The sequence below is a fragment of the Rhodanobacter hydrolyticus genome (assembly GCF_044904645.1).
On the sequence record NZ_JADIKK010000007.1, the window covers coordinates 471,782 to 485,956 of the forward strand.

14 protein-coding genes are annotated in these 14,175 nt (G+C 64.3%); 4 read left to right on the forward strand and 10 right to left on the reverse strand.

Translation table 11 applies throughout. The annotated features are described in order from the left end of the window. Positions 1-95: 95 nt before the first annotated feature. The 8 genes from galU to cmk all read right to left on the reverse strand — a co-directional run bounded on the left by galU (position 96) and on the right by cmk (position 8,399). The gene (galU, locus tag ISP25_RS02155; protein WP_192157235.1) at positions 96-971 is read right to left on the reverse strand and encodes a UTP--glucose-1-phosphate uridylyltransferase GalU; all 876 of its coding nucleotides are present in this window, start codon (positions 969-971) and stop codon (positions 96-98) included. Next, on the reverse strand, positions 972-2,867 hold the full coding sequence (locus ISP25_RS02160; RefSeq protein ID WP_192157233.1) for a polysaccharide biosynthesis protein: 1,896 nt from the start codon (positions 2,865-2,867) through the stop codon (positions 972-974). Then, positions 2,854-3,828: an MraY family glycosyltransferase gene (locus ISP25_RS02165; RefSeq protein ID WP_404612086.1), complete on the reverse strand. Its 975-nt coding sequence runs from the start codon at positions 3,826-3,828 to the stop codon at positions 2,854-2,856. The genes ISP25_RS02160 and ISP25_RS02165 overlap by 14 nt, the downstream gene beginning before the upstream one ends. A gap of 53 nt (positions 3,829-3,881) precedes the next feature. Beyond that, entirely contained in the window at positions 3,882-5,051 is a 1,170-nt protein-coding gene (gene lapB, locus ISP25_RS02170; RefSeq protein WP_404612088.1) for a lipopolysaccharide assembly protein LapB, read from the reverse strand. Further along, positions 5,051-5,293, reverse strand: a complete 243-nt coding sequence (locus ISP25_RS02175) for a lipopolysaccharide assembly protein LapA domain-containing protein (protein ID WP_192157227.1) — start codon at positions 5,291-5,293, stop codon at positions 5,051-5,053. The genes lapB and ISP25_RS02175 overlap by 1 nt, the downstream gene beginning before the upstream one ends. A 200-nt stretch (positions 5,294-5,493) precedes the next feature. Beyond that, complete coding sequence (locus tag ISP25_RS02180) at positions 5,494-5,796, reverse strand: integration host factor subunit beta (protein WP_404611993.1); 303 nt, start codon at positions 5,794-5,796, stop codon at positions 5,494-5,496. A 79-nt stretch (positions 5,797-5,875) separates the two neighbouring features. Next, on the reverse strand, positions 5,876-7,549 hold the full coding sequence (gene rpsA / locus ISP25_RS02185; RefSeq protein ID WP_192157223.1) for a 30S ribosomal protein S1: 1,674 nt from the start codon (positions 7,547-7,549) through the stop codon (positions 5,876-5,878). Between the two features lie 169 nt (positions 7,550-7,718). Then, complete coding sequence (cmk, locus tag ISP25_RS02190; protein ID WP_192157221.1) at positions 7,719-8,399, reverse strand: (d)CMP kinase; 681 nt, start codon at positions 8,397-8,399, stop codon at positions 7,719-7,721. Between the two features lie 99 nt (positions 8,400-8,498). On the opposite strand from cmk, the gene ISP25_RS02195 reads away from it, so the two are divergent. The 4 genes from ISP25_RS02195 to ykgO all read left to right on the forward strand — a co-directional run bounded on the left by ISP25_RS02195 (position 8,499) and on the right by ykgO (position 12,245). Next, complete coding sequence (locus tag ISP25_RS02195; RefSeq protein ID WP_192157219.1) at positions 8,499-8,756, forward strand: acyl-CoA-binding protein; 258 nt, start codon at positions 8,499-8,501, stop codon at positions 8,754-8,756. 73 nt (positions 8,757-8,829) lie between these two features. After that, positions 8,830-10,848: an oxidoreductase gene (locus ISP25_RS02200; protein WP_404611996.1), complete on the forward strand. Its 2,019-nt coding sequence runs from the start codon at positions 8,830-8,832 to the stop codon at positions 10,846-10,848. A 294-nt stretch (positions 10,849-11,142) separates the two neighbouring features. Further along, positions 11,143-12,057: a LysR substrate-binding domain-containing protein gene (locus ISP25_RS02205; protein ID WP_192157215.1), complete on the forward strand. Its 915-nt coding sequence runs from the start codon at positions 11,143-11,145 to the stop codon at positions 12,055-12,057. 62 nt (positions 12,058-12,119) lie between these two features. Next, entirely contained in the window at positions 12,120-12,245 is a 126-nt protein-coding gene (gene ykgO, locus ISP25_RS02210; protein ID WP_007080705.1) for a type B 50S ribosomal protein L36, read from the forward strand. A gap of 170 nt (positions 12,246-12,415) precedes the next feature. Here the strand turns inward: ykgO and ISP25_RS02215 are convergent, their stop codons facing one another. Then, entirely contained in the window at positions 12,416-12,892 is a 477-nt protein-coding gene (locus ISP25_RS02215) for a hypothetical protein (protein ID WP_404611998.1), read from the reverse strand. A gap of 53 nt (positions 12,893-12,945) precedes the next feature. Next, entirely contained in the window at positions 12,946-14,151 is a 1,206-nt protein-coding gene (locus ISP25_RS02220) for an MGDG synthase family glycosyltransferase (RefSeq protein ID WP_404612000.1), read from the reverse strand. Positions 14,152-14,175: the final 24 nt, after the last annotated feature.

The window sequence follows — 14,175 nt, forward strand, 5'->3', positions numbered from 1 at the left end:
TGGATGGATTTCCCCATGCGCATCCTGCACCACGAATATGGCAGGACGCAGCCGCGATTCTGGCACGGCCATGCCGCGCCAACCAGCGACGGCGGTCAGAGCGTAGCGGCGATCTCGCGCACCACCGGCGCCAGGCTCGGATCCTGCAGCGCCATGTGCATGGTGGCGCGTACCAGCCCTGCCTTGTTGCCGCAGTCGAAACGCGTGCCCTCGAAGCGGTACGCCAGCACCTTGCCCTGTTCCTTCAGCAAGGTATCGATCGCGTCGGTGAGCTGGATCTCGCCACCCGCGCCCGGCGTGGTCTGCTCCAGCAACTGGAAAATCCGACCCGGCAGCACGTAACGCCCCACCACGGCCAGGTTCGACGGCGCATCGGCCGGCTTGGGCTTTTCAACCATGTGGCGGATCTGCGCGCTGCGCTCGTCGATTCGCGTGGCGTCCACGATGCCGTATTTGTCGGTTTCGTTCTGCGGCACCTCTTCCACCGCGATCACGCCGGCACCTTCGCGTTGGCCCAATTCTGCCATCTGGCGCAGCGCGCCCTTGCCGGCACCGTTCCAGATGAGGTCGTCGGGCAACACCACGCCGAACGGCTCGTCGCCCACCACGGGCTTGGCGCACAGCACGGCATGCCCCAAGCCCAGTGCCTCGGGCTGGGTGACGAAGATCGCGCGCACGTGCTTCGGAAGCGTGCCCTGCACCAGCGCCAGAAGCGCGTCCTTGCCCTTCTCCTGCAACTTGGCCTCCAGTTCGTAGGCTTTGTCGAAGTAGTCGGCGATGGCGTGCTTGTAGCGGTTGGTGACGAAGATCAGCGTATCGGCACCGGCATCGACCGCTTCGTCCACCGCATACTGGATCAATGGCTTGTCCAGCACCGGCAGCATTTCCTTGGCCACCACCTTGGTGGCGGGCAGGAAGCGCGTGCCCAGGCCGGCCACGGGGAAGACCACTTTGCGCAAGGGCTTGCTCACTCACTTCTCTCCTGTTTCGTGGCGGCGGATCGACACCACGTTGTCGGGTTGCGGCGCTTCGCTCCAGCGGAACGACGGCAACAGGCCGGACACGCATCGCCGCAACTCTTCGTCGTTATCTGTTGCGACCATGTCGGCCGCCTTGTGCATCGTGGCTTGCAACAGCTCCCACGGTACTTGGCGATGCTGGGCCAGGAAGATCTTGGCATGCGTGGTGGCGCTGTACTGCTCGAGCGGATGGAACAGTTCCTCGAACAGCTTCTCGCCTGCCCGCAGGCCGGTGAAAACGATGGGCACCTCGCTGCCCGGCTTCTTGCCGGCCAGCCGGATCATCTGCTCGGCAAGATCGCGGATCTTCATCGGCTCGCCCATATCGAGCGCGAAGATCTCGCCGCCCTTGCCGAGGCTGGCCGCCTGCAAGATCAACTGGCAGGCCTCCGGGATGGTCATGAAGTAGCGCGAAACTTCTGGATGGGTCACGGTGACCGGGCCGCCATCGCGGATCTGTTTGCGGAACAACGGCACGACCGAACCAGCCGAATCGAGCACGTTGCCAAAACGCACGGTCATGAAACGCGTGCTGGCATGCGCGTCGAGGTTCTGGCACCAGATTTCGGCAATGCGCTTGCATGCACCCATCACGCTGGTGGGATTGACCGCCTTGTCCGTGGAAATCAGCACGAAGCATTCCACGCCCGCCTCGCACGACAGATCGGCCATGGCACGCGTGCCCAGCACGTTATTGAGGAAGGCTGCGCGCAACTGGTGCTGCAGCATGGGCACATGCTTGTAGGCCGCGGCATGGAACACCACCTGCGGCCGCGCCTCGGCCAGTACCCTGCGCATCTGCACGCAGTCCACGCAACTGGCGAGTACACCCTCGAGCAGCAGTTCCGGATAGTTGGCGCGCAACTCCCGCGTGATCTGGTAGAGGTTGTATTCGCTGTGATCGACGACGACCAGCGACAGCGCTCCCAGGCGCGCCACCTGACGGCACAGTTCCGAGCCGATCGAGCCACCGCCACCGGTGACCAACACACGGCGGCCGCCTATCGTCTCGCGGATCGCCGTCCAATCCAGCTCCACGGCATCACGCCCGAGCAGGTCCTCGATCGCCACTTCCTTGATCTCGCCAGGCTGCGCACGTCCTGCGACCACGTCGTCCAGCCTTGGAACCGTCCGGTACGGTAGATCGGTGGCATCGCACAGACTCACCACACGGCGCATCTCGCCCACCGTGGCGCTGGGCAAGGCGATCAATATCATCTCGACCGCCGCTTCGCGCGCGATGGCAGGCAATTGCTCGAACTGGCCCAGCACCGGATGTCCGTTGATGCTGGCGCCGCGCAATGCGGGACGATCATCGAGAAAGCCGACCACCGCGTAACCGCCGCTGCGGAGCAAGTCGCGCGAAAGCACCTCGCCGGCGTGGTCTGCGCCCAGAATGAGCACACGGCGCGTGGAGTTCAACCCGGATATTCCGCGGCGACTGTCCTTCCAATAGCGGTAGGCAAGCCGAGGCAGCCCCAGCGCCAGCGCCAGCACCACCGGATACAACAGCAACATCGTGCGCGGCACGCCCTGCAAGCGGTTGAACATCGACATCAGCAGCCAGATTGCCGCCGAACCCAGCGCCACGGCGCGCAGGATGTTCCACAAATCGGGCAGGCTGGCGAAGCGCCATACGCCCTTGTACAGGCCGGTCAAGCGGAAGACCAAGCCTTGCGCGAGCAGCACGATCGGCAGCTCGAACCAGCGAAAATGCACGACATCTTCCGGCCGCACCGCGTAACGCAACAACTTGGCGACCCACCAGGCGATCGCGGCCATGGCCAAGTCGTGCAACATGACCGCCACGCGAGGATGGATGAAGCCGACAAGCCTACGCAGCGACATGGCGGTCCTTGGTCGGGTGGCGCCGCAGGCAACGTCGCTTGAGCATCAACCAGAGCGCCGCCGCAGCCAGGTAGGCGACGATGCTAATCGGCAAAGCCAGCCGTGGATGACTCCAAGCCAACCAAGCCATCGGCGCAGCGAACAACAGATTCCATGTCATATAGATCGTCCCTCCCCAGGCATGCGTCAAACCGCGCCTGACCAGCCACTGGTACAGGTGTTCGCGGTGCGCACTGTACCAGCGTCGCCCCCGGAAATAACGCGTCAGCAAGGTCAGGCTGGCATCGGCGACGAAGGCCGAGGACAGGATCAATGCCGGCCACAACAGGCTCGCATCGACCCGCCACAGCATCGCTGTGAACGCGAAAATCAGCAGCCCTACGCTGCCGCTGCCCACATCTCCCATGAAAATACGCGCCGGCGAACGATTGAGGCACCAGAAACCCAGGCTGGCCGTGGCAAGGCAGCTGGCAGCCAGCGCCAACGGCCATTGCCCGGCATTCCACGCCAGCCACGCCAACCCGGCTCCCACGAACATGGCCTGCTGGGCCAGCAGGCCATCGATGCCGTCCATGAAGTTGTGCAGGTTGATGCTCCACACACCGGCCAGCAGCAGTGGCAGCAACCACCACCAGGACATGCCGCTTGCGCCCAACGCAACAGCAAACAGCAGTACGGCCAGCAACTGTGCGCCGAAACGCGGCAGGATCGGCAGGGAGCGATGATCGTCCCACCAGCCTGCCAGCGCCACCAGCAGCAGGGCCGCCAGCAAGGCAGCCACCACTGGCCAAGACCATGGCGCCCAGGTGCCAAGCAAGGTGCCGGGAAGACAGACCAAGTTGGCCAGGACGATACCGATGCCGCCGCCGCGCGGCGTGGGGATGGTGTGGGAACGTCGCTGACCCGGGCGATCCAGCATGCCGCGGCGATGCGCGTAACCAATCGCCACGCGTGCCGACATCCAGGCGATGGCGAAGGAGAGCAGCAACCATCCGATAATCCAAGCCACCGGCGTCACTCGTTGGCAACGCCATGGATGGGTCGGATCGTGCTCCAGCTCTTGCAACTGGGGCATTGCCAGTGGTGCGCCTTGGCGCCGAAGCCACAACGGCTGCAGCGATACATCGCCTGCCCCTCCAGCAATTTCTTGGTGAGATCGCGCAGGATCAAGAAGTTCTCGCGCGCCTCGCCTTCGATCCGATCCATCGTGGCGTCGATCAGCGCCATCAGGCCGCGCACCGAAGGACGCAGGCGCAGTTGCCCGGTCAGGAAGCCTACCGCCTCGCGCTGGCCGTCACGCTGCTGGTACAGCCTGGTCAATGCCAGCACCGGCGAGATGCCGTGGTAGCGCTCCAGCAGCTCGCGCAAGAAGCGTTCGGCGCGATCCATCTGCTGCGAACAGGCGTAGCTGTTCAACAATGGCGGCAGGATTTCCGGCACGAAGGCGATATCCGCGCCGACCGCCGCTTCATAGGCCTGCACTGCTTCGGCATGCTGCCCATCCTCGGCGTGCAAACGCCCGGTCAGCATCCAGGCACGCACGCAATCGGGCTGGCACCGGAAGGCATGCTCCAGGTAATCGCGCGCCTCGATACGCGCGCCGTGCTGACGCGAACGCTCGGCCAATTCGCAATAAAACTGGGCGATCATCGGCGACTCGTCCTCGCCGGTCATCGCCTCCAGACGGCGCGCATGCTCGATCGCCTTGTTCCAGTCGCGCTCGTGCTGGTAGATCGCGATCAGGTGGCGCAACGCCGACGGCGCGTGCGCATCCATCGCCACCAGGTCGTCGAACAGTGCTTCCGCTCGGTCGAGCAAGCCCGCGCGCATGTAATCCTCGCCCAGTTCCAGCAGGGCTACGGTCTTGGTCGGCTCGGACAGGTTCGGCCGCGAAACCAGGTGCTGGTGCAACCGGATCGCGCGATCCACCTCGCCGCGGCGGCGGAACAGGTTGCCCAGCGCGAGATGCGTCTCCACCGTGTCGCGGTTGTATTCGGCTAGGCGCAGAAACACTTCGATGGCCTTGTCCTGCTCCTCATTGAGCAGGTAGTTCAAGCCGCGAAAATAGTCGGACGAGAGCTCATTGACCGCCGCACCGGAACGCCTAGCGCTGGCGAATCGCGACGCCCACCAGCCCAGCCCAAAGGCGAGCACCGCCAACGGCAGCAACACGTACCAGGACATCATGCACGCGCCTGCTTCTTGCCGGCTTTCAGTCGGCGGCGATGCCGCAGGCTCACGCCGAGCCATGCGGTGAGGCCACCCAACAGCCAGCCCAGCACCAACGCGGCCAACAGCGCAGCTCCCTTGGGCATGGACACGCGCGCGAAGGCGAAGTCGTAGTCGACCAGGCCGGCATTGAGTGCGCCCACTACCACGCCGGCGGCAACGAAGAAGATGAGGACGAAGATCACGATCAAGCGCATCCGAGGACTTTACCCCATCGTCCGCACCCGGCACAGCAAGCAGACTGAGGCATGTTGCTGCAATTCAGCCGTAAAGACAGATGGAAAACGCAGTTTCGAAGAACCGTCGTTGGTCTCTTCGATCAAGGGGCATCCCAAAAACAAAAAGGCAGGATCGGCTCGCGCCTACCTGCCTTCATGAACTCACTTGGCGTTCCGCCTCAGCCGGTCGTGGCTTCTTCCAGCCGCAGGTTGACGCGTTCGCGCAGCTCCTTGCCGGGCTTGAAGTGCGGCACATGCTTGCCGGGCAACGCCACGGAATCGCCGGTCTTCGGATTGCGTCCCATGCGAGGCGGCCGGTAATGCAGCGCAAAGCTGCCGAAACCACGCACCTCGATGCGTTCGCCCTGCGACAGCGCCTGGCTCATCTGCTCGACCACGCTTTTGACCGCCAACTCGACATCGGCGAACGCAAGATGGGTCTGGCGCCTGGCCAGCGCCTCGATCAATTCGGATTTGGTCATGTTCCCCCAGTCCGCGAATGTGTTGCTGCGCTGCTGACCCGAGGCGGCTCATGCCGCCCCGGGCCATTCTTGCAACGCCTTAGTCGGCCTTGTTCATCTGCTCCTTGAGCAGAGCGCCGAGCTTGGTGGTGCCACCGGCCGCCGAGGAGTACTCGGCCAGCGCTTCCTGCACGTCTTCCTCGTCCTTTGCACGGATCGACAGCGACAGCTGGCGGCCCTTGCGGTCCATGCCGGTGAACTTGGCCTCGACCTTGTCGCCCACCTTCAGGTGCTGGGTGGCGTCGTCGATGCGCTCCTTGGCGATGTCGTTGGCACGGAGGTAACCCTCCACGCCCTCGCCCAGGTCAATCACCGCACCCTTGGCGTCCACTTCCTTCACCGTGCCGGTGACGATGGTGCCGCGCGGGTTGTTGCCCATGAACTGGCCGAACGGATCCTGCTCCATCTGCTTGATGCCGAGCGAAATGCGCTCGCGCTCCGGATCGACAGCCAGCACCACGGCCTCGATCTCGTCGCCCTTCTTGAAGTTGCGCACGAGGTCTTCGCCGGACATCTGCCAGGAGATATCGGACAGGTGCACCAGGCCGTCGATGCCACCGTCCAGGCCGATGAACACGCCGAAGTCGGTGATCGACTTGATCTGGCCGGAAACCTTGTCGCCCTTCTTGTGCATGGCGGCAAACGCTTCCCACGGGTTCGAGCGGGTCTGCTTGATGCCCAGCGAGATGCGGCGACGCTCTTCATCCACGTCCAGCACCATCACTTCGGTCTCGTCGCCGACCTGCACCACCTTGGCCGGATTGACGTTCTTGTTGGTCCAGTCCATCTCGGACACGTGGACCAGACCTTCGACGCCCGGCTCGATCTCGACGAAGCAGCCGTAGTCGGTGACGTTGGAGACCTTGCCGAACAGGCGCGAACCCACCGGGTAACGACGCGAGATGTTCACCCACGGATCATCGCCCAGCTGCTTCAGGCCCAGCGAGACGCGGTTGCGCTCCTTGTCGAACTTCAGCACGCGCACTTCCAGCTCGTCGCCGACGTTGACGACTTCGCTCGGATGGCGCACGCGCTTCCACGCCATGTCGGTGATGTGCAGCAGGCCGTCGATGCCGCCCAGATCCACGAACGCGCCGTAGTCGGTGAGGTTCTTGACCACGCCCTTGATGATGGCGCCTTCGACCAGACGCTCCAGCAGCTGCTCGCGCTCGGCGGAGAACTCGGTCTCGACGACGGCGCGGCGGCTGACCACCACGTTGTTGCGCTTGCGGTCGAGCTTGATGATCTTGAACTCGAGTTCCTTGCCCTCGAGGTAGGTCGGTTCGCGCACAGGGCGCACGTCGACCAGCGAGCCAGGCAGGAAGGCGCGGACGTCCTTGATGTCGACGGTGAAGCCGCCCTTGACCTTGCCGGAGATCATGCCCTTGATGGTCTCTTCCTTGTCGAACGCCTCTTCGAGGTCGTCCCACACCATCGAACGCTTGGCCTTCTCACGCGACAGCTTGGTTTCGCCGAAGCCGTCCTCGAGCGCTTCGAGGGCCACCTTCACGTGGTCGCCGACATTCACTTCGAGGGTGCCGTCTTCGCTCTTGAACTGCTCGATCGGGACGATGCCTTCGCTCTTCAGGCCCGCGTTGATCACGACGACGTCGTTGCGGATTTCCACCACGATGCCAGTGACGATGGCGCCGGGCTTCAGCTTGGCGATGGCCTGCTGGCTCTGTTCAAACAGTTCGGCAAAACTTTCGGTCATGTTGATTCCAGAATGGGAAAGGACGGTTGCGGCGCTCCGGACTGGAAACGCAACGGCAACGGCCCACCGGTTGGGGTGCCTTCGGAGCGCCCTTGCGGGGCACGCCTCGTCACCATGGCTGAGCCCCGGACGTCATTGACCGGGGAACGAAAACCGCCGCACAACCCGTTCAGGGCTGCACGACAGCAAGAACTTTTGCGACGACCTCGTCGATACCCATGCCGGTGGTGTCCACCAGTACGGCCTCCGGCGCGGGTTTGAGCGGCGCGACCGAACGCGACGCATCGCGATGGTCACGCGCCTCGATCTCGCGCTGCAGACTCGACAGTGTAACGCTGAGCCCCTTTTCCTTCAACTGCTTATAGCGCCTTTTGGCCCTCTCGGCGGCGCTGGCGGTAAGGAACACCTTGAACGGGGCATCGGGGAAGATCACCGTGCCCATGTCACGCCCGTCGGCGACCAGGCCCGGCTGCTTGCGGAAGCCCAACTGCAGCTCCACCAAGGCCTGCCGCACCGGGGCAATCGAGGCGATCGCGGAGGCTGCCGCGCCGGCGGTTTCGGTACGCAGTTCGGCGGTGGCGTCATGGCCGTTGACCAGGATGTGGGTATCGCTGCCATCGGCACTGGCCTGGAAACGGATCTTGGTGGTCTGCGCGCAGCGGGTCACCGCCTCGACATCGGACAGATCCAGACCCGCTGCCCCAGCGGCATAGCCCACCGCCCGGTACAACGCGCCGGAGTCCAACAGCCGCCAGCCCAGATGCTCGGCCACGCGCCGGCTGATCGTGCCCTTGCCAGAGCCCGAGGGACCGTCGATGGTCAACACGGGGACGGCGGCTGTTCGGCTCATGGCAGCTCCTGATCAAACGGGACGGGCATGGTATCGCGCCAGCCCCAGCGGCATCGCGTACCATGGCGAAATTCCGGGCCATTCCCCCGCCGATCCGCCATGAACGATCTCCGCCACGCATTCGAGCAGGCCGCCGAGGCCGTGAAACGGCTGGATTACCGCCCCGACAACGACACCCTGCTCAAGCTGTACGCGCTGTACAAACAGGGTTCGGAGGGCGACGCGCACGGCGACCAGCCCGGGTTCTTCGATTTCGTGGGCACCGCCAAGCACGAGGCATGGGCGCAATTGCGTGGCCTGCCGCAAGACGAGGCAATGCGCCGCTATATCGCACTGGTGGATCAGCTGCAGGCCTGAACCATGCAGGTGCCGCTTGCGTCCGAGTGTGGCAACAGGCACATTCATACGATCGTTTGAACACGGTCGTGCCATGAACTATCCCCATTTGTTCGCCCCGCTCGATCTGGGCCACGTCGTCCTGCCCAACCGCATCCTGATGGGTTCGATGCACACCGGCCTGGAAGACAAGGCGGCCGACTACGACAAGCTGGCCGCCTATTTCGCCGAACGCGCCCGCGGCGGCGTGGGCCTGATGGTCACCGGTGGCATCGCGCCCAGTATCCGCGGCTGGTTGAAGCCGTTCGGCGGCCGCCTCTCGATGCCTTGGCACGTGGCGCGCCATCGCAGACTCACCGACGCCGTGCATGCCGAAGGCGGCCGCATCTGCATGCAGATCCTGCATGCGGGGCGCTATGGCTATCACCCGTTGTCGGTGGCGCCATCGAAGATCAAGTCGCCGATCACCCCCTTCACGCCAAAGGCGCTCTCGGCGCGAGGCGTAGAACGCACCATCCGCGACTTCGTACGGAGCGCCGAGCTTGCCCGCGAGGCGGGATACGACGGCGTCGAGGTGATGGGTTCGGAGGGTTACCTCATCAACCAGTTCATCGCTGCCCGCACCAATAAGCGCAACGACGCATGGGGCGGGGACGCCGAACGGCGCATGCGCCTGCCCGCGGAAATCGTGCGCCGTACGCGCGAGGCGATAGGCCGCGACTTCATCATCATCTACCGGCTGTCGATGCTGGACCTGGTCGAAGGCGGCCAAAGCTGGGATGAGATCGTCACTCTGGCCAAGGCCGTGGAAACCGCCGGCGCCAGCATCATCAATACAGGCATCGGCTGGCATGAAGCGCGCGTGCCAACCATCGTCACCAGCGTGCCGCGAGCCGGCTTTGCGTGGGTGACGAAAAAGCTCAGGGGCGAAGTTTCCATTCCGCTGATCGCCACCAACCGCATCAACATGCCCGAAGTGGCCGAGCGTGTGCTGGCCGAAGGCGACGCGGACATGGTTTCGATGGCACGTCCGCTGCTGGCCGACCCCGAATGGGCGAACAAGGCCAGGGCTGGTCGCAGCGAGCACATCAACACCTGCATCGCCTGCAATCAGGCCTGCCTCGACCACGTGTTCCAGAACAAGCGCGCCAGTTGCCTGGTCAATCCGCGCGCCTGCCACGAAACCGAGCTGGTGGTCGCGCCAACAGAGCAACCAAAGCGCATCGCCGTGGTCGGCGCAGGCCCCGCCGGCATGGCTTGCGCCGCCACACTGGCCGAACGCGGCCATGCGGTTACCCTGTTCGACAAGTCCGCGGAAATCGGTGGCCAGTTCAACTACGCCAAGCGGATTCCCGGCAAGGAAGAGTTCCACGAAACCCTGCGTTACTTTCGCCATCGTCTTGCCGATGCAGGCGTCGAGCTGAAGCTAGGCCAGTTGGCCGATGCCGCCTCGCTCAAGGCAGCCGGCTATAGCGAAGTAGTGATCGCCACTGGCGTGATGCCGCGCAAGGTGCGGTTTCCAGGCAGTGATGACCCGCGCGTCCTCGGCTACCTCGACGTGCTGGCACACAACCGGCCGATCGGGCAAAGCGTGGCGATCATCGGTGCCGGCGGCATCGGCTTCGACATGGCGGAATTCCTGGTCGAACATCAACCCTCCCCCGCCACCGACGTGGAGCGCTGGTCGCGCGAATGGGGCGTGGACATCCGGCAGTCGCACCGTGGCGGCTTGCTGAAACCGCAACCGGAAGCGCCGCTGCGCCAAGTCTGGCTGCTCCAGCGCAGTGAAGGCCGCCCCGGCGCACGACTCAACAAGACCACCGGCTGGGTGCACCGCGCCACATTGAAGGCAAAGCATGTGACCATGCTGGGCCAGGTTGGCTACGAACGTTTCGACGACCAAGGCTTGCACATCACCGTCGATGGCCAGCCGCAACTCCTGCCCGTCGACAACGTGGTGATCTGCGCCGGCCAGGAGCCGGATCGCCGCCTGGCCGACGAACTGGCCAGGATGGGCATGACGGCGCACCTCATTGGCGGTGCCGACGTGGCTGCCGAACTCGATGCGAAGCGGGCCATCGACCAGGGAACACGACTGGCCGGCCAGCTCTGAGCGTAAGCAAAGGCGGTCGCGAGGAAAATTTGAAAGTGCGGCCATGAGTAGCCGCCCGTTAGCTCTTCGCGGTCATGGATCGATCGCGCAAGAACGCCACCCAAAAAAACGCCTCGCAGTGCGACGCATCGAAGAGGCCAGGGAGGGGGATGGCCGTTCGAATCCAGCGTCGCCGCGAGGCGTGGGTCGCCACCATCGGGGGAGGGGGGAGGATGGTGGGACGGGGGCATTTTATGAGCGACACATTCAAGTATCCAATATATATTTGGATCGATATTTATATGCGATCCCTATATGTTTGACTTCCGCCAGCTGCGCTACTTCGTCACGGTCGCCGAGGAATTGAGCTTCACGCGCGCGGCGCTCCGCCTGCACATCTCCCAGCCCCCGCTCTCGCAGCAGATCCAAGCCCTGGAGCGGGACCTCGGCGTCCTGCTGCTGGAACGAAGCAAGCGCAAGGTGGCGCTGACCGAGCCCGGCAAGGTTTTCCTTGAGCAAGCACGCCAGATCCTCGCCCAGGCCGAGCTGGCTCGCACTCGAACCGCTGATGCCGCAGCCGGCCACAGCGGCCAGCTGCGGCTGGCTTACACGTTGTCGGTATCGTTCCACCCCGCCCTGCCCCGTACCTTGCTGCGCCATCGCCAGATGGCGCCAGGCGTGGACGTCCAGTTGCGTGAAATGAACAACGCGCCGCAATTCGCCGCCCTTCTGGCCAACGAGATCGACGTCGGCTTCGTGCGCACCGAACCCCGCCACCTGCAAGACGCCCGCAAACTGCGGCTGCGCATGATCGACCGTGAGCGACTGATGCTCGCCCTGCCATCAAGCCATCCGCTGGCCGCCCGCGACAGGCTGCACATGAGCGAAGTGGCCGGGGCGGCCTTCGTCACGCAGCCACGCGAGATGGCCGCCACCCTGCACGACAAGCTCACCACGCTGGCCAACGCCGCCGGTTTCCAGCCCCGCACGGTGCAGCAGGCCCAACAGGTCAGCGGCCTGCTGGCATTGGTGGCCGCCGGCCTGGGTGTGGCGCTGGTGCCGGCGACGATGCGCGCGGTGCATCTAGCAGGGGTCAGCTACGTGCCGCTGGCCGACCACGGCGCCGAACTCCTGCTGGCCGTCGCCAGCAGAGCCGACGAGGCATCGCCGGTGCTGACGCAATTCCTGTCCACGGTGGACGAATTCGCCCGCGATTCCGGCAACTTGTGACTGACGATTCAGCAGGTTATACTTGCCCGCTGATTTTTTCCGTTTGGTATCAGGAGCTCGCCGTGAAGGTGCTTAACTCGTTGAAGTCCGCCAAGGCGCGGCACCGCGACTGCAAGATCGTGCGTCGTCGCGGCAAGGTGTTCGTGATCTGCAAGAGCAATCCGCGTTTCAAGGCTCGTCAGCGCTGAGCACAGCATGACGTGTCGATAAGAAAGGCCGCGTCGATGCGGCCTTTTTTGTGGCCGCATCCCTGGCAGCCACCTTTCGGCCAGCGCTAGCGCGATGTCAAAAATCGCTCTCGGCGATATTTTTGTTCCCGACTACGAGGCGGGAGCTAGGAAGGCAGACCGCCCGTTCTTCAGGCCTTCAACTTCGGTCGCCGGCACGACAACCAGAACAACACCGCGGATATGGACAACGACACCCAGTAATCACTGGGTGCCGGTCCCCACCAGTGGATATGCCATGGAATATAGCGCGGCGCGAAATGCGCTACGCCATAGGCCGGGTTCAGCACGAACCACAGGAAGTCCTCGGTGATCCAGAACAGCATGATGCAGGCGAACACGCGCGCCTCGGCACGCCAGTTCCAGCGGCCGGCGAAGATCAGCGGAAAATGGAAAAACAGCCCCATGCAGGGAAACAGCCATGCGTGATATCCGGTCATGGGCCGGCCGCCCCAGAAGATATCCAGCAGCCAGTGATGCTCGATGCGCCAGGTCGGCAGGTTCGCCGCCCAGCCGGCGGCGCCTTCGATCTGGATCTCCACGTTTGCGAAGAAGAAAGCCAGCAGCACGGTCCAACCCAAGGTCAGCACCAGCACCAGCGGACGCATGGAAACAGAGTCTTCTCCTGCATGCAGGAATCGTTGATCCATCTGGCGCACGCTCAATGCTCCACTGACCCGGTTACTGGCCGCCGGCCTTCGAGTTCGGCCTGCACGATCTGCAGTACACACTGCGCCGCCTGCGGCTGGCCGAGGCGACGTGCATGCTCGCGCATCCGCGCCAGGCGCTGGGGCTCGGCCAGCAGCTGGCGCACGCGGTATTCGAGCGAAACCAGATCTATCGCTTTCAACGCCGCCCCCTGCTCCAGCACATAGTCCGCGTTGCGCTCTTCCTGGCCCGGGACCGGCGCATACACCACCATCGGCACGCCCATCGCCAGGCACTCTGACGTGGTCAGCCCGCCCGGCTTGGTGATCACCAGGTCCGAGCAGGCCATCAGCTGCGGCACTTCATTGGTGAAGCCGAATGGGAACAGGCGTCCCGGATGTTCCGCGGCAAGCAACTTCAACTTGGCCAGCGCCGCCTCGTTGCGCCCGGCCAGCACGACGAGCTGGAAGTCCCCTTCGAGCCGCATCAGGGTGGCAGCCACCTCATCGAGCTTGCCGACCCCGGCACCGCCGCCCATCAGCATGATCGTCTGCCGCGCCGGGTCCAGGCCGAAGCGCCCGGCGCAGGTCCGGCGGTCCTGCGGCTGGGTGAACGCCGGCATCACCGGAATGCCGGTGGTGTGGATGTGCTCCGTCTCGATATGGTTGGCCTGCATGCGGAAAGCGATCTCATCGCTGGCGGCAAAAAAGCCCGTCATGCGCGGAATCACCCACATGCCATGCAAATCGAAATCGGTGACCTGGACCCACACTGGCACCGTGAAGCGCTCGCGCCGGATCTCGTGCATCAGCATTTCGGCGGGAAGGAAGTGCGTGCAGACGATGGCGTCCGGCGCAAACGCATTGATCGCCTTGCGCAGATCGCCCGTGCCCAGCCGCTCGATGGCCCGCCGCAGCTTCTGCATCGGCCCATTCGGATCGGCCTCCGAACTGCGCTGGTAGAGCAGCCCCCACAGGGTTGGGTAACTGCTTATCAGCGTGATGTAGAAATCGGTATAGAGCTTGCGGAATGCGGACGGCACGTAGTCCATCGCATCCAGGTGCCGGGTCTCGACATGCGGCAGCACCGCTTCGGCGGTCAGGCGCAGGGCCTCGGCGGCCCGCATGTGGCCTGCTCCGGCGGAAACGCTGAGAAACAGGATTTTCTGCTGCGGCATGGGGCGGACCGTTGTCAGGTGACCGTCGGCGGGAGCGGCCACGCCCCCGGTTGGCTTGCCAGGCTG